Consider the following 15680-nt stretch of genomic DNA (forward strand, 5'->3'; position numbering starts at 1 on the left):
CAACGATGCATCGATAATGTAATGATATCCTTATTAGGTGGTATTTATTGTTTTTTGTATCATATTCAGAATAAATTTGCATATTTATGGATCTAAAGCCAATGAAAAGTGTTTTCTGGTGATTTTTTTGGTAATCAACTGAGTGGACTAAAGTAAAGAACTGGCTTATCATAACTAAACGAATTATAAATTACAATAATCTAACATTCAAATGGCTAATAGCAGAGGAGGGTTCTCCAATCGACTAGGCTTTATTTTGGCAGCAGCAGGTTCTGCCGTAGGGTTGGGGAATATTTGGAAATTCCCGTTTGAGGTACGTGACGGTGGTGGAGCAGCATTTGTCGTGATGTATCTGGGGTTTTGTTTTATTTTGTGTACTCCAGTGATGGCAACAGAGATTGCAATTGGACGACATACATCTAAGGACCCGGTAGGTGCATTTAGAAAACTAGGACACAAGAAATGGTCTTTTATCGGAATCATGGGAGTGATTGCTGGTATGTTGATCTTGTCATTTTATAATGTAGTGGCAGGATGGACATTGGGTTTTGCGATAGAGATGTTCCAAGGGAACTTTGAAGTAGGAAGTAATTTTGGATCTTTTGTGGCAGATTGGAAAACTACTGGTGCCTATGCGACGGCCTTTATGTTAGCGACAGCATTTATCGTTTCTAATGGAGTATCGGCAGGTATTGAGAAAGCATCAAAGATCTTGATGCCTACTTTGTTAGTCATGGTATTGGGGTTGATGCTTTATGCGTTGTCTCTACCGGGTTCTGCAGAAGGCTTGTATTATTATTTGGTACCTAATTTCAGTGCGATTACGATGGAAACAGTGTACGGCGCATTGGGTCAGGCATTTTTCTCTTTATCCTTGGGTATGGGTACTTTATTGACGTATGGTAGCTATATCAGCAAGAAAGAAAATATCATTACTTCTTCTGCTTTCATTACCATCGCGGATGTAGGGATTGCCTTTATTGGTGGTTTGATGATGTTCTCCTTTTTGGGCTTTGTAGCTCATGAGCAAAACAGTAGTATTATGGACTTTAAGGGAGGTGCAGGAATGATCTTTATGTTGCTTCCAGGGTCTTTTAGCTCCTTAGGTCCTGTGTTGGGCTCTATTATAGGAGGGGTATTCTTTGTTTTATTGTCATTTGCAGCACTGACGTCTACAGTTTCTCTTTTGGAGGTTCCCGTAGCTTTTGTGGTTGATGAGATGAAAGTGGAGCGTAAGAAAGCCGTTTGGGGAGTAGCAGCAATAATTTTTGCTATTGGTATGCCTTCCTTAATGTCAGCAGGTGGTGTGGAGTTCTTTACTGAGATTCACTTTATGGATTGGGTAGAGAATATTGCTAGTAACACTATGCTTCCGTTAGGAGGATTCCTGATCAGTATTTATGGTGCTTATGTTTGGAAGAAGAAAAACCTATACGCAGAGATTGCAGAAGGTAATCCAAACTTTAAATATACCTTGTTGGCAAAGTATATGGAATTTGCTTTGAAATATCTTTGTCCAGTGATTTTAGGGTCTATTACTATTGTAACGATCTTTGATAAGTTCTTGGGAATTGATCTTCTTGGCTTAGTCATCGGACAATAACATATTAAAAAAAAATCGTACGGCCGCGCCATTGGTGCGGCCGTACGATTTTATCGTTCTTCCTCATCGCCTTCCACAATCAATTCATTATCTACGGCAATTCGCATTTCTACTTTCAATAGGTTCTCTAATTGCTTGAATCTACTGAAGTATTCCTCAGATAATAAGAGCATATTGTACATTGTGTTCTTGATATCTTTTCGTTCTCCGACAATATAGGCTCCAGTTTTAGATTCAGTCATAGAATATAGTAGGAGTTCCTTAAATCCATGTTCATCAAAATGTTTTAGACGAAGGGATTCTTCTTTGGGCATAAATTGATAGAACAGACCTTCTTCTTCAAAAGAGGCAATATTTTTTCTTTTTAAAGCATCCTTTCTCAATAAACACTCCCCTAGCGCATAGAGATACGCTTGTACCATAAGCCCATCTTTTTTATAAAATACAGCCCCTTCTTGATGAATCTGCTCTTCGAAGGCAAAAGGACTCAGCCACTGTAGTTCCTTGCGTTCAAAGAATGCGTTGGGGTTATCTTTCATTAGTTTCAGCAATTGATTGTAATACCTTAAAACAAGCTTTCGAGGAGTATTGAGAGTAAGATACTCTAAGGGGTCTTGTACCTCTTCATTCCATGCGATTTCGGCTTGGCTGATATCAATCATGATATTATCTGAAAGGTCTTCAACCGTTAGTGTACTATCGGGATGATTTTTAAGAATATCTTGCAGTAAAAATTCCTTAGCCTCTTTTAATCGAGCTCCAATTTCCTGTATGCCTTCTTCAATGGTGATCTTGTTCTCTACGGCCGGGTCTTTGGAATTTCGGTAGTGTACCTGTCGTAGATCAAAGGTGTTCTGATAAGGTACGTCGGTAAATATTTGCATGGAATCATCTTGTTCGATTAAGTCGAATAGTGCCTTTTCTGGAATGGGCATGGAGGAACTAAGTCGAAGATAAATTCGGGCATTAGGCTCTACGGTTAGGATCTTGATGATGGGTTGTGTAATAGTTCGGCTTAGACGCTGACTTTTCACAAGTGTTGTTTTTCTATGGTGGATTTGGCCATAAAGGAAGTAATTATCTTTATTGAATTTCAGCATTTTTACTGCTTCTGATCGATTGGCTACTTTATGGTTACTAGCAACCACAGAGTAATAAGGGATCGCATCAATAAATACAGGAATCACTTTTTGGCGAATAATAATTTCTTTCAGGACATAAGAGAAAATGTTGTCTATACGGACACAGCCACCTGAGAATGCTCCCCCCAGTTGCTCCTCCCTATTAGTTCCATGGATGTAAAGTTGTCTTTCAAGGGAGTTTGTGTTATCAAGGTAATGAACACTACTATCATTGATAAAATAGTACTCAGGAGCCGATAGAGGAACGTATTCTTTTCCATCATTTTGTCCTTCCAATGCCAACTGATTGGATAGCATATAGGCCTTTTCCTTACGGGTATTGACCAATCGCAACCATTTAGTGATGCCAATTTTTTGTTGCTCGTAGATCTTCATAAAGATCTCGTTTATGGGGGTGAGGATGGTTTGGGCATCCCAGTCCTCACGGCGCTCATTTCGCAATAAGAAATAGCCCATAGGGGTTTTTCCAGAGTCCCCTTTGAATCCTATACCTTTCCATGATGAGGATATTTTGAATTCCAACATGCTATCGGATTTCAGGAAGTATAGATAGCCTCTTTGTCCGCCCCTGTTTTTAGGAGCGGCATTAATGAGAATGACAAAGCGGTTGCCATCCCATTGTTTATTGTTTTTCAGATAATCAAGTTGACTGCTGAATAGCTTTTTGATCAGGTAGAACTTTTTGGAATAGCGGATATCACTAATCATCTTACCCGTAAAATGGGCATCTTTTTGTAGCATGTTACGTTGGTGCTCAGAAAGCTCCGGGTAGGCTTCGATTAAGTGACGTATTACTGTATCAGAGACCATTCTTAGAGGAAATGGCATATGTGACCGCTCTTCCTGGAGTGATTTTACTGCGGGGAGTTGAGCTACCCACGCTTCTGCGACTTCTTTTAAGGAATCTTCTTCTGTGGATTGGGCTATTGTATTATGATTCCAGAGTATAAGAAGATGAAAGTAAATGAATATTTGGGTAATTGTTTTGATCATAAGTCAAGCAATTTTAAACGTGTGATCAAAAAATAGCGCAATAAGTACGCCTGATATTGAATGTGTTTTATAATTTTCAGCCTTTTATCTGTTTTTAAGCATATTAAGGAGGATACATGATAGGGTTGGTAAGTTGTTGAGCTATAAGTAGGTATCTTTTTTCTCGGCGCTATTTAATAATATTGCTAAATATAAATTAAGCATAAACATGATACATCTCACGTAATACAGTAGAAAAAATATCAGGGAGGTAAGTAGTAGGGATTTTTTTATGTGTACTTTTTCTTTTGTAAAGAAATTTCGTAGATTTGCAGTCCGTAAAAAATTTAAATTTTAAAGGAGGGAATTATAATGCTAGTAATCAACGTAAAAGACAACGAGTCTATTGATAGAGCTCTAAAGAGATTTAAGAAGAAGTTCGAAAGAACTAAAGTTTTGAGAACAGTTAGAGCACGTGCTTACTATGAGAAGCCGTCAGTAACTAAAAGAAATGCTAAAATTAAAGCTGCTTACAAGCAAAAGCTTTATGCTGAGCAAAACTTCTAGGACTCGTTCGATTTGCCGAACGGATTACGTTAAAGAAAAGTCTGGAGCTATCTAGACTTTTTTTTATGCCCTAATTTTAGTGTAGACATGAGTCATCTCATATTAACATTTAAGAGATGATTCATGTTTTTTTGTTTAAAAAGTACCTTTATATATTTAAAAACGGCCTTGAAGAATTGCCGTTAAAATTTTTAATCGCAAAAGCGTTAAGAAAATTCCATTGTTTGAGCGTAGCGAGTTTGGAATTTTTAGCTTTTGCGATTAGAAATTAGGCAAATTCTTCAAAGCCTTGATTTTTTTGCTTCGTTTTTTCATCAAGGAAAAAATGAAGAAGCTTATAAAGGGCTTGTGAGATAGCTATAAAGTGATGAGTTCTTAGAAAGCTAAGTCATTTGTTAATATGGGATGATTCATGTTTACACTTTACACCTCTACACTAACAATTAGTGGTCTAAACATTAAGTTTTCTGATAGAAATAAAGTTACTACTTCCAAGCGGATAAAGGATAAAGGATAAAGGATAAAGGAATAAGAACCTATGGATAGTAATCCTTTATCCTTCTTCCTTAAACCCCTTAAAAGTAGCACTTAACTATAAGTTTACTTGGCGTTCAGTCCACTAGTGTAACCCTTCCATTATATAATTGATGACCGCATTGCTTTCTACGGGGCTTTTAAAAGACTGAGTGATGTATTTTGGAGGGATACAAATCTTACGTTCAATCATCTCATTGATAATATTCTGGTAACGAAGCGTTGTTTTCCCGATAAGTAAGGAGTTAAGATCATTTCCAGCCTTGTATTCCTTTAAGATATCACGAAAACCTCTTAAGTAAAGGTAGTCTTTCGTAAAGCCTCCTCCACGGAAAATACGAGCAGTCAAGTAGAAGGCCTGTTCTTCTCCTAGCTTTCCGGCATCCATTAGATAATGGAAGACTGCGCTGAAGTCATTCCCTTTCATAAATAAATCAATAGCCTTTACTCTCAGGGCTAGCATTTTGAGTCGAGACATCGTCATATTGTCTGACAAGAGCTCACTAAGAATGGCTAAGCCTTCCTGCGTATGTGTATTGTGTGGCAGTCCCAATCGGAAAATTCCCAGAGGTTGTAAACGCGCATTGACAGTAGTGACCATATGTACGCCGATCTCATGCTCGGCTAAGGCATAAAGCGACTTTTCAGAGAAACGTGCATTCTTACGGATCTTGACCATCTTCTGCTTATTAAGAATCAATACTTTGGAGACAATCTGCTTTGAGATTTCCACCTTAGCATTAAAACCATAGTTAGCCATGACCTCCTTGAAGAACTGTTGTACTTCTTGTGGTGTGAGGTTTTCTTCCTCATTGCCATCAATGCTTGGAGAGCAATGCAGTAAGTAGTCAGCATTTAGTACATCCTTATAATCGGGCTCCCCAAAGTAACGTAAGGAATTATACAAGAATTTATCTGTACCAATGGTGGAGATAAGGTCAATTTTATCCGCAAAAGAATCAATAATCTCTTGATAAAGTAACCTTAGAGATATATCACTGATGTCTTCTACCGGAATAGAGTATAATTTTCGCTTTACCTCAAAAGGATTGACGGTAAGTTGCTTATACTTGAATTCAGGGACTTTGGTATACTTGGACTTAAAGAATTCCTTTTTAGCTTGCTCTATATTAATAGGGTTGACCATGCCTAAGATCTCAAACCCTTTGGCAGTTTCACTAAGCATTTTATCTACTTTTAGTAGATTCTTGTCGACCTCAAAAGAAAGCAAATGGTTTTTCTTCACCACTTTGAGGTTGGTACGGTGACGAGCAAAAAAGGCTGCAGTACTGATGATGGCCTTCTTTAACTTGTTCGTAAGTTGATCTACTACAACAGGGTATACTTCTCCAGTCTCTTCATTACAGTATATTTTTTTGATATCGGTAGAAAAAACCAACGTCTTATCAAAGCTCGTGGAGAGATGGTCCAGTAAGTAGCCATTACCATAGAATACCTCATTTTCTGCAGCAGCGACATCAATATTCGGCAACTTGATACGTGTCAGTTCTTTTAGAAAGTGATTGATATCCTTACGATAATGTACATCATCCATTTTATTGGTGCCTATATTAAAGGTAGGTGATGTGTTATCTAACTGTCGATAATTGAATGCATGAATATCGAAAACAGAAACGGCAGAGTATTTGGTTTCTAAAGTATTTACTAAAGCCTCCAGAACGGTGTAAAAGTTTCTGTGGTATTGTAAAAGTTGGTCTTTCTCTTCGGAAGAAAGAGGCGCTTTCCATAAGGTATCTTCTCCCATCTGTTCTGAAAGACAAGCCTCCTCTTTTTTATTTAAGTCATAAGCCAATCGAGAGTGTTCTCCGGCCATCACAATAGGCAAAGAAGAAATCATATCTAGCGTTTGTGGTGCTTCATGATACCAGCGTTCTTCTTCTGTTAATGCAGACTTTTCTTCCAAAGTGTTAGGTAAAGTATGTCCATTGTGGATGGCTACACCTATAAAGGGAGTGTAATCTTCTACTTTGATATAGAAGGAGTGATCAGCAGCGTAACCTTCAAAGTATTTTTTACGCTGGATGTTTTCAATGATCTGTTCAATGCTAAAGACTTGCATGGCTTTTAGTTCTATTGGGAATCTCCTCAATAGTGTCTCAGGTTAATCCTGTCGCATTACTTTTGGGCATTCCCTTACATGGATAAATCACTCCATTTGGAGTTTTGGCAAGATAGAAAATGAAGCGAAAATGGAGATAACTTTTGAACATATTATAACGAATGCTTTGAATAAAAATGATGTTATCTATGGACAGAGTGAGAGTGATAAAGGCCTTCTTCTAAGGTTGCTGTTACTAAACCCAAAAACATTATAGATCATGAAAACGAAAATTTTATTCTCAGGAATCCTCATATGGTTGATGGCGATAGGAGCTGCCTATGCGCAGAGTGAGAAGGATGGATGGGAGAAAATTGCTACTAAAACAGTTAATTTTAAGTCCGAAACTGACGAAGTAAAACCCTCAAAAGGAGAGGCTGATGTCTCCAAGATCAAAATTAAATGCGTGCAAGGCACTGTAAAAATCAAGGAGATCAAAGTAGAGATGGACGATGGGAAGAAAAGTGAGCCTGCTGTAATTGGTGTATTAACCGATGGACAAAGCTCCAGAACAATTGACTTACCGGGTAAGGATAATAAACTGAAGAAAGTACGCTTTAAGTACGATACTGTCGGAATGATTGGTGTAACGAAAAGAGCCAAAGTAGAAATCTGGGGCAAGAAAAAATAAAAGGTAAAAAGTAAAAGGTAGAAGGTATTATATCTTCTACCTTTTCTATTGTACTATTCAGACTGAATGATTTTATTACCTATTACCTATTACCTATTACCTATTACCTATTACCTATTACCTATTACCTATTACCTATTACCTATTACCTATTACCCAATAATACCCATGAAAAAAACATACGCTCTTAGTTTATCACTGCTCATATTACTTAGCTGCCAGAGTACATCCTTTCCTGATGAAGAAAGCTGGATTGATTTAACACATAGCCTCGATCAGCATACCATTTATTGGCCCACAGAACCGGGCACTTTCCATTTAGACCCCGTATATGAAGGAGAAACAGAGGGAGGGTACTATTATTCTGCCTATAAGTTTTGTATGCCAGAACATGGAGGAACTCATATGGATGCCCCCGTTCACTTTGCCGAAGGGAATAAAAGTGTAGATCAAATAGAGATCAAGCAATTGATAGGGGAAGGGATTGTGGTAGACCTCTCGGATAAGGCGCATAATAATCCAGACTACTTGATTTCGGAGAAAGATTTAGAAGAGTGGTTCAAGAAAGAAAAGGTGAATCCTACCGGGAAGATTATCTTGTTTTATACGGGACATGAGAGTAAGTGGTCAGATAGGGCGGATTATTTGGGAACTCCTCTAAAAGGAGAGGAGGCAGTACCGAATCTACATTTCCCAGGACTTTCAGAAAAAGGAGCTTTATGGCTAGTAAATGTAGGGGCTAAGGCGGTAGGGTTAGATACCCCTAGTATTGACTATGGGCAGTCTAAAGATTTTATGGCACATAGAGTATTGTTTGCGGCCAATATTCCCGCTTTTGAGAACCTGACCAATCTAAAGAAAATAGCAGATCAAAAAGTATATGTGATAGCATTACCTTCTAAGATTGGAGGGGGAAGTGGAGCTCCATTGAGAGTGATTGCCACACCGATTTAATGAAGAATGAAGAGTTAAAAATGAAGAATAAAAAATGACTATTCTTCATTCTTCATTTTTAATTCTTCATTAACTAATGGTGTTTTGCCTTAAGTTTTTTCTCTTGCTCTAAGTGAGTCTCGAAGAAGGTAGGGTGAATTTTTACCATTACCCAAGCCCAGTTATTGAACTTTTCAGCATCACCTCCTTTCAGAACTTCCATAGACTCAGTGGCTGCCATTACAGAGTAGCCGGCTTTAATGGCTACTTCATCAGAAAGGTGGTAGGCCGTAGAAATATCAATTTCTGTTCCCAGTTGAGGGTGGTATTGTCCGTCTTCTGTGACGATGTTCCCCATTGCATTAAATAGATGTGTTTCTACACTGGTATCCCAATGGTGGTAATGGTGAGATATTCCTATATAATGGTCTGCTAGTCCAACGCTATTTTCATGATTCTCTACATAGAAATAATCCATATAGCCATTGAAGTGGTGATTACTGCCATAAAGTGGATTGAAGGCACGACAAACATTATCTGTAGCGTCCATATCAGTTCCGGAAAGAAGCTCTGTGCCAGCGAGTAAAGACAAACCGTTATCTATTTTATATCTGACCTCGCAGAGAATATTATAGGCTCTAAGGTTTTGGTTTTCACAATTGGTACCTCCCTGATAATAAGCAGAAGTATTGATGCTAAGGTGATTTTTATGGTATTCGATATAAGTACCTAATAGCTGTGAGTAGATGGTTTCCAACTCTGATGGCGTATGATGGGATAGACCTTCCTCTTCCTCTTCCACATACTCAATACCGTTATTCAATAATAAAATACTCCAATTAAGGTGCTCCCACTGTTTATTGAACCATAAGAACTGCATTTCCTTATAGTTACCAGAGACCTCAAAAGGGGTTTTGTAGAGACTTTCTTCTCCTACATTATAGGCCAATCCGGCATGGAGCTTAAACAGGTTTTCATATTTGAAGAGGGCCAAGTCATGACTCCTTCCCTGTTCTGTCCAGTCCATATTCCCGAGGATACGAGAATTGTCATAGACCAGCTCTTGTCGACCAAGTTTCATGAAGAGGTGCTCATTGAAGTTGATCTCCGTCCAAGCCTCGTGAATGCCGAGATTGTTGGCATCTCCAACACTAAGCTGTTTGGTAGCACCCCAGGTTCGAACGTCCTGTACGGATACCCCCACGCTGATATGTTTTAGTTGGTTGCCGTAAAACAGGTTGAGACGAGAACGTTGTACAAAGAAATTGGCTGCAACATCCATATGATCGTCAACTGGACGTAAGGTTTTAAAGCCGTGTCGATGCTCAAAACGATGCTTCAGTTGTCCAGAGACTTTCAGGTGTTGGGCATTCGACATCAGCGGGAACAACAGTAGTAGTCCCATTAAGTAGTAGAGTGTTTTCATAACGCATTTGTAGATAATTGATGCGTTGGAGTGGAAACGGGGGAGTGTACAGTTAGTCGTCTTTTCGCGGCAGGCTAAAAATGCAGAGGCTCTTTCCACTGAAACGCATATCGTTGTATAGTGAAATCGAATAATTGTTAAAGCTTGTTCGATGGGGTAAAGGTCTATATTGGGGTAGAAAAATAAAGGGAGAGAGGTTAGTGGGAAATGGTGATTTGGGTCATCATAAAAAAAGCTTCTGACATTGCGATGCCAGAAGCTTAGATAAGTATTATTAGTGTACTTGGATTAGTCAAGAATTTCAGTTACCTGACCAGCACCAACAGTTCTACCACCTTCTCTGATAGCACTCACTTTTTCAGTATCTTTATTTACTTGAATAGGCTCGATTTCCTCTTGTTGTGTACAGTTAGAGAATGCAAACATCATAGATACAGAAGCGATCAGTACGAATACTTTTTTCATAATTTTAATTTGGTTATTAATTTAGAGGTTATTTAAAAATAGCATCAACAAGTGTTAATGATGGTGTGAAAATGCACAAAACATACTTGATATGCAAAATATATTGTTGTTTTTAATTCCAAAACCACCACTCCGCCTTCACGCCCAAGTAATGCCCCCAACGCTGAGAGCCAGCAAATCGAAGGAAAGGAGAGTAAAGTGTCTCTCTCGCTTGATCATTATAGCGTGCAAAAGAAACGACAAACCGTAAGTGAGGACGAGCAAAGTGTTGTCTCTCTTGTGTGGGAACTAGGGTAGGCGCAAAGCTGAACTTGACCATGGAAGCAGGGTCTTGCTCTCCGTCTTGACGTTGGCTATAGTGGACTTCTCCGAACAGGTGAATCAAATCACTGAGGTAATAAGTGGCTCGGGTACCTACAGTAAAGTCTTCCTTACGGTTAAATACTTCCCTTCCAAAATAAGTCTCTGCTATCCCATTGGTGTTGGCGGCACCTTTGCTGAGTTGATAAACCAGGTAGCTGCCGAATGAGATTTTATCATTAAACTGCAATACACTATGGCCTATCAAGGCCCAGGCATAAGCTCCCTTAAATTTTCCGATATCCAAATTTGGTGCTCCAAAGGTGAGGTAGGTCCTAGATATTCCTCCATCTCCACCATTGGCAATACGGTTACCGTATCGTATGGATAGATTAGTGAAGGAGTTGTTGATTAAGTTTTGATGGCTATGGTGGTATCTGGCCCCAAAGACCCACCCCCAATCGGCAGGGTAATTTAGCACATCTTGCAGGCTATCGGGTAGTTGTCGGATTTCTTCAGGATTAGCATTTTCCAGGTGATGAAACTCCATTAAGGCAGTAACGGACTGACGGGCATTAAATTGAAAGTCATGTTCTAGCGCATAGACAAATCGTCCCCTTAAGGCAATACTTGGAGTACCACTTTGTATATTGATAAAGAAAGAAGGAGGAAGGGTAGAGGTAGTATCTGTCGAAGAAACTACAATTGTTGATAAACGAGTATTTTTATATTCTATCCCAAATCCTTGTCCTGAATGGTCATTGAAGTAAAAATAATCTGCAATTTGGATATCCCCTCCACGGTAGAGTCGGCTACCTAACCAGACATTTAAGGGAAGGCCTTTAATACCTTTAGCCAATACGTACAGTTCCGGAAAAGCAAAGGCTAATCCTCCAGGAGAAGCACTGTTGGCGTTAGCAAAGTAGCTTAAACTTTTGGAAAAGATCGAAAGACGAGACTGTATATGGATAAGTGTAGAGTCTGGTGTTGGGGAAGTAAAGCGAAAAGCATTGGCTAATTCAAAGTAATCTTGCTCTTCTAATCGGCCGCCTATGCTCCCCATATTATCCAGGTTTAATCTCCTCCCTAAACTTCCATTGTTCTCATAGTTCCAATCCATTCCTACACGTCCATAGGTACCTATAAAAACCTTATCATTGGTAATTTCCTGATAGGCAATTTGACTGTAGAGGTTGTGATTTAATATGAGTAATAAGAATAGGCTAATACAGAAAGCTCTCATGGGTTAGTAGTGTTTATGGGGTATCCTATTTGCCTTGGATGAAAGGTGTTATAAGGTTTTAGGTTAAAGTAATATTTAAAATCATTAACTTTTGGGAAGAAAAAAAGGAAAGGGGAGAGTTTTCTAAAACTTTTACGGTATAGAAAAGTTATTTGATGAAGGATGAAGCAAGGGCGTCCCTTGTGGTCGCCCCGACGATAGTAAGGAGAAGTAGGAAGTAAGGGCGCCCCTTGTGGTCGTCCCGACGATAGTAAGGAGAAGTAGGAAGTAAGGGCGCCCCTTGTGGTCGTCCCGACGATAGTAAGGAGAAGTAGGAAGTAAGGGTGTCCCTTGTGGTCGCCCCGACGATAGTAGGGAAAAGTAGGACATGACTGATTTTTTAAGACTATTATAAAATAGATATGAAAGCAATTGTAATAGGAGCAGGAGTTGCAGGGCTTTCTTCGGCATGTCGATTGGCGGCCGATGGCTTTGAGGTAAAGGTGCTCGAAAGAAATGCATTTGTAGGAGGAAAGTTATCGACTTTTTCATTGGGAGAGTATCGCTTTGACCGAGGCCCTTCCTTGTTTACACTTCCACATCTATTGGAAGAGACATTTTCTTATTGTGGAAAGCGCTTGGAGGACTACTTCTCTTATGTGACGGAGTCTACGGGATGCCATTACTTCTGGAAAGATGGTACACAGTTACAAGCGGCGACTAATCCTGAGGAGTTTGCAAAACAGGCTGAAGATTTATTTGGAGTTCCTGCAGAGCAGGTTGCTCAATACCTTCAAAAAAGTCAATGGAAATATGATTTGACTAAGAATGTTTTTGTCGAAAACTCCTTACACCGTTGGTCTACTTACAAGCAGAAAGGGGTGGCGAGTGCTGCTTTACAGTCTTTTAAACTCAACCCGTTTACTTCCTTAAATAGTTTGAATCGTAGGAAGCTTAAGCACCCTAAGTTGGTTCAATTGTTTGATCGTTATGCGACATATAACGGGTCGGACCCTTATCAGACTTCCGGGGTGATGAGTATGATTCCTAGTTTGGAGTTTAATCAAGGTGTACACTTCCCCGTAAAGGGAATGCAATCCATCAGTGATGCGTTGTATCACCTGGCTTTAGACATGGGGGTGTCGTTTCATTTTTCAGAAGGAGCAGAGGAGATAGAGATCCAAGAAGGAAAAGCAAAAGGGGTACGTAGTACCAAGGAAAGGTATCCGGCAGATGTCGTGGTTTCCAATGTTGATATATTCTATACTTATACAAGGTTGTTGAAACAACCGATCAAAAAGCGTTATGACTTTAGGAGTTTCCCAAGTTCCTCAGCCATTGTTTTTTATTGGGGAATGGGTAAGGTTTTTCCAGAACTAGGTTTACATAATATATTTTTTAGTGAAGACTATAAACGGGAGTTTGAGCAAATTTTTGGAGATAAAACTTGGCCGGAAGACCCTACCATCTATGTTCATATTTCTTCCAAAGTGGTAAAGCAGGATGCTCCAGAAGGAAAAGAGAATTGGTTTGTGATGGTGAACCTTCCTGCTCAGGAAGGAGAGGAAGTGTTGCTGCCAGAAAAGCAAAAGGCAATGAAGCAACTTGTTCTCAAAAGGCTATCAGAAGCCCTGAACGTAGAGGTAGCTTCTTATATTGAAGAGGAGGAAATCATGAATCCTCAAAAAATCGAACAAAAGACAGGCTCTTTTATGGGGGCCTTGTATGGAGGAAATAGCAACTCCTGGCAGTCGGCTTTCTTAAGACATCCCAACCATACGTATATTAAGGGATTGTATTGTGCAGGAGGTACAGTACATCCAGGAGGAGGTATTCCTCTATGTTTAAACTCAGCAAAGATAACGGTAAACATGATTAAAGATGACATTACAATTGAAGCATAGTGTTTGGCTGGTCTATTTTTTTCTGACGGTAGGAGTGATAGGGATGGCTACCCCTTGGAGTGCGATTTTCGTAAACTTGACACCCATGATGCTCTTGATGATCTTGGTAGTGCTCTTGTATTTACAACAGGTACGGGAGGCTAAACGAATCGCATTGATAGGGTTGATATTTACAATTGGATATGCGGCAGAGATATTAGGCGTGAATACGGGAGTGCCTTTTGGTAATTATACTTATGGAAGTACTTTAGGGCCGAAGTGGTTGGAGACACCTCCAATGATTGGTGTCAACTGGGTAATCGTTAGTTTGATCAGCGTGAGCTTGGTTCCTTTCAAAAATGAATGGTTAAAATTATTCCTCTCCGCAGGTATATTGGTGTTGTTGGATATTCTTATAGAACCCGTGGCTATTCATTTTGAATGGTGGACATGGGAAGAGGGTATTGTTCCCTTACAAAATTATGTCGGCTGGTATGTTGTGGGGTTAGTCGCTAATTTTATAGGAATGGAGGTTGTTAAAGAACGACAGTATACCGCCATGTTGGGTGCAGGAATGTTCGTGTTTTTTGTCGCCCTGAATATATTAGTTAATTAAGAATTATACATTCTATGGAAATGCTAACAAACATACTGGTATTGATCGGAGTATTCTGGTTGATGGAATTTGTCGCTTGGTTTGCACACAAGTACGTCATGCATGGTTTTTTGTGGAAGTTGCATGAAGACCATCACTCACCTTATCATGGGATATTTCAGAAGAATGACTCCTTCTTTTTGATTTTTGCAATTCCAAGTTGGTTGTTGATCATGTTTGGAATGATGCATGGGTATGATTACAAGATGTGGGCTGGATTTGGTATTGCCTTGTATGGATTGGTTTACTTTTTTATTCATGAACTGTTTATACATCAGCGCCTGAAAGTGTTGACACATACGGACAATGCTTACCTAAAAGCGATTCGAAAGGCCCATAAGGTGCATCATAAGCATCAGGGAAAAGAAGATGGGGAATGTTTTGGGATGTTGGTAGTCCCTTTGAAGTTTTATAGGGAACAAAGAAAGAAAAAAGCATGAGTCTATATCTTTGGATTGATTTACTCGTCATTATATTTCCACTGCTGTTGAGCTTTGATAAGAAGGTGCATTTCTATACGTACTGGAAGGCCCTTTGGCCTGCAATTACTGTGGTGGGTACTTTTTTTATTCTGTGGGATATATTATTCACGGCTTATGGAGTGTGGGGATTTAATCCGAGGTACTTGCAAGGTATTGCCTTCTTTGGGTTGCCGATCGAAGAGATATTATTCTTTGTAACGGTTCCTTATGCCTGTATTTTTACCCATTACGTTTTGACGACCTATTTTCCTTATCAACTATCAGAACAGTTGACAGAAAAGATAACGTTGGGTTTACAGTTGGTGTTAGGAGGTTTATTGGTGATTTATTGGGATAACTGGTATACAGCATCTGCCTTTGCATTTACCTTACTGTTGATTATGGGTATTGAACGTTCTGCACATAAAACGATACTACGTCAATTTTACTGGACGTATTTGGTGATGTTATTGCCGTTTTTATTGGTGAATGGAGTATTGACTGGAACAGGTATAGAGGAAGAAGTTGTATGGTATAATGAAGCGCACTTTATGGGCTTCCGTATCTTAACTATTCCTTTGGAGGATAGTATTTATGGAATGGGATTGATTCTAGGTGGAGTCTTTATGACGGAGTATTTAAGGAAGAAGAAACGTAACCCGAGGCTGGAGCCTCGTTAAAAGCGCTTTTAGGTCGTAAGCAGGAGCTTACGACCAGTATGTTGACCATAAGCTAAATACTGGGCATAAGCTCTAACTTAAACACTA

Annotated in this window: 13 protein-coding genes; 8 read left to right on the top strand and 5 right to left on the bottom strand. The window is 39.4% G+C overall.

Translation table 11 applies throughout. From position 1 onward, the window contains the following. Positions 1-211 precede the first annotated feature (211 nt). The gene (locus tag ABD985_RS01215; protein ID WP_345368592.1) at positions 212-1603 is read left to right on the top strand and encodes a sodium-dependent transporter; all 1392 of its coding nucleotides are present in this window, start codon (positions 212-214) and stop codon (positions 1601-1603) included. 50 nt (positions 1604-1653) lie between these two features. Here the strand turns inward: ABD985_RS01215 and ABD985_RS01220 are convergent, their stop codons facing one another. After that, positions 1654-3738: a L,D-transpeptidase gene (locus tag ABD985_RS01220; RefSeq protein ID WP_345368593.1), complete on the bottom strand. Its 2085-nt coding sequence runs from the start codon at positions 3736-3738 to the stop codon at positions 1654-1656. Between the two features lie 351 nt (positions 3739-4089). Between ABD985_RS01220 and rpsU the strand changes: the two genes are divergently transcribed. After that, entirely contained in the window at positions 4090-4284 is a 195-nt protein-coding gene (gene rpsU, locus ABD985_RS01225; protein WP_345368594.1) for a 30S ribosomal protein S21, read from the top strand. Positions 4285-4903: 619 nt separating this feature from the next. Here rpsU and ABD985_RS01230 read toward each other — a convergent pair. Continuing rightward, the gene (locus ABD985_RS01230) at positions 4904-6898 is read right to left on the bottom strand and encodes a flavohemoglobin expression-modulating QEGLA motif protein (RefSeq protein ID WP_345368595.1); all 1995 of its coding nucleotides are present in this window, start codon (positions 6896-6898) and stop codon (positions 4904-4906) included. A gap of 259 nt (positions 6899-7157) precedes the next feature. On the opposite strand from ABD985_RS01230, the gene ABD985_RS01235 reads away from it, so the two are divergent. Next, positions 7158-7568 (top strand): DUF2541 domain-containing protein, encoded by a 411-nt coding sequence (locus ABD985_RS01235; protein WP_345368596.1) that lies wholly within the window; start codon positions 7158-7160, stop codon positions 7566-7568. A 168-nt stretch (positions 7569-7736) separates the two neighbouring features. Continuing rightward, positions 7737-8522: a cyclase family protein gene (locus ABD985_RS01240; protein WP_345368597.1), complete on the top strand. Its 786-nt coding sequence runs from the start codon at positions 7737-7739 to the stop codon at positions 8520-8522. A 73-nt stretch (positions 8523-8595) separates the two neighbouring features. On the opposite strand, the gene ABD985_RS01245 is transcribed toward ABD985_RS01240, so the two are convergent. From ABD985_RS01245 to ABD985_RS01255, 3 genes are all read right to left on the bottom strand, one after another. After that, complete coding sequence (locus ABD985_RS01245; RefSeq protein ID WP_345368598.1) at positions 8596-9927, bottom strand: alginate export family protein; 1332 nt, start codon at positions 9925-9927, stop codon at positions 8596-8598. Between the two features lie 288 nt (positions 9928-10215). Further along, positions 10216-10392, bottom strand: coding sequence for a hypothetical protein (locus ABD985_RS01250; protein ID WP_345368599.1), 177 nt, complete (start codon positions 10390-10392; stop codon positions 10216-10218). A 112-nt stretch (positions 10393-10504) separates the two neighbouring features. Then, on the bottom strand, positions 10505-11935 hold the full coding sequence (locus ABD985_RS01255) for a carbohydrate porin (RefSeq protein WP_345368600.1): 1431 nt from the start codon (positions 11933-11935) through the stop codon (positions 10505-10507). A 401-nt stretch (positions 11936-12336) separates the two neighbouring features. Between ABD985_RS01255 and crtD the strand changes: the two genes are divergently transcribed. From crtD to ABD985_RS01275, 4 genes are read left to right on the top strand one after another with little or no spacing between them, the layout of a single operon-like run. Then, positions 12337-13818, top strand: coding sequence for a 1-hydroxycarotenoid 3,4-desaturase CrtD (crtD, locus tag ABD985_RS01260; RefSeq protein ID WP_345368601.1), 1482 nt, complete (start codon positions 12337-12339; stop codon positions 13816-13818). Beyond that, the gene (locus ABD985_RS01265) at positions 13796-14413 is read left to right on the top strand and encodes a carotenoid biosynthesis protein (protein ID WP_345368602.1); all 618 of its coding nucleotides are present in this window, start codon (positions 13796-13798) and stop codon (positions 14411-14413) included. Before crtD ends, ABD985_RS01265 begins: the two co-directional genes overlap by 23 nt. 14 nt (positions 14414-14427) lie before the next feature. Continuing rightward, the gene (locus tag ABD985_RS01270; RefSeq protein WP_345368603.1) at positions 14428-14892 is read left to right on the top strand and encodes a sterol desaturase family protein; all 465 of its coding nucleotides are present in this window, start codon (positions 14428-14430) and stop codon (positions 14890-14892) included. Beyond that, on the top strand, positions 14889-15593 hold the full coding sequence (locus tag ABD985_RS01275; RefSeq protein WP_345368604.1) for a lycopene cyclase domain-containing protein: 705 nt from the start codon (positions 14889-14891) through the stop codon (positions 15591-15593). Before ABD985_RS01270 ends, ABD985_RS01275 begins: the two co-directional genes overlap by 4 nt. Positions 15594-15680 lie beyond the last annotated feature (87 nt).

This window comes from Algivirga pacifica, from assembly GCF_039543525.1.
GTDB classification, from domain to species: domain Bacteria; phylum Bacteroidota; class Bacteroidia; order Cytophagales; family Flammeovirgaceae; genus Algivirga; species Algivirga pacifica.

Excerpts from the sequence above, each read along its gene's own strand:
- ABD985_RS01215 (WP_345368592.1), top strand. The coding sequence starts at position 212 with ATGGCTAATAGCAGAGGAGGGTTCTCCAATCGACTAGGCTTTATTTTG.
- ABD985_RS01220 (WP_345368593.1), bottom strand. The coding sequence starts at position 3,738 with ATGATCAAAACAATTACCCAAATATTCATTTACTTTCATCTTCTTATA.
- rpsU (WP_345368594.1), top strand. The coding sequence starts at position 4,090 with ATGCTAGTAATCAACGTAAAAGACAACGAGTCTATTGATAGAGCTCTA.
- ABD985_RS01230 (WP_345368595.1), bottom strand. The coding sequence starts at position 6,898 with ATGCAAGTCTTTAGCATTGAACAGATCATTGAAAACATCCAGCGTAAA.
- ABD985_RS01235 (WP_345368596.1), top strand. The coding sequence starts at position 7,158 with ATGAAAACGAAAATTTTATTCTCAGGAATCCTCATATGGTTGATGGCG.
- ABD985_RS01240 (WP_345368597.1), top strand. The coding sequence starts at position 7,737 with ATGAAAAAAACATACGCTCTTAGTTTATCACTGCTCATATTACTTAGC.
- ABD985_RS01245 (WP_345368598.1), bottom strand. The coding sequence starts at position 9,927 with ATGAAAACACTCTACTACTTAATGGGACTACTACTGTTGTTCCCGCTG.
- ABD985_RS01250 (WP_345368599.1), bottom strand. The coding sequence starts at position 10,392 with ATGAAAAAAGTATTCGTACTGATCGCTTCTGTATCTATGATGTTTGCA.
- ABD985_RS01255 (WP_345368600.1), bottom strand. The coding sequence starts at position 11,935 with ATGAGAGCTTTCTGTATTAGCCTATTCTTATTACTCATATTAAATCAC.
- crtD (WP_345368601.1), top strand. The coding sequence starts at position 12,337 with ATGAAAGCAATTGTAATAGGAGCAGGAGTTGCAGGGCTTTCTTCGGCA.
- ABD985_RS01265 (WP_345368602.1), top strand. The coding sequence starts at position 13,796 with ATGACATTACAATTGAAGCATAGTGTTTGGCTGGTCTATTTTTTTCTG.
- ABD985_RS01270 (WP_345368603.1), top strand. The coding sequence starts at position 14,428 with ATGGAAATGCTAACAAACATACTGGTATTGATCGGAGTATTCTGGTTG.
- ABD985_RS01275 (WP_345368604.1), top strand. The coding sequence starts at position 14,889 with ATGAGTCTATATCTTTGGATTGATTTACTCGTCATTATATTTCCACTG.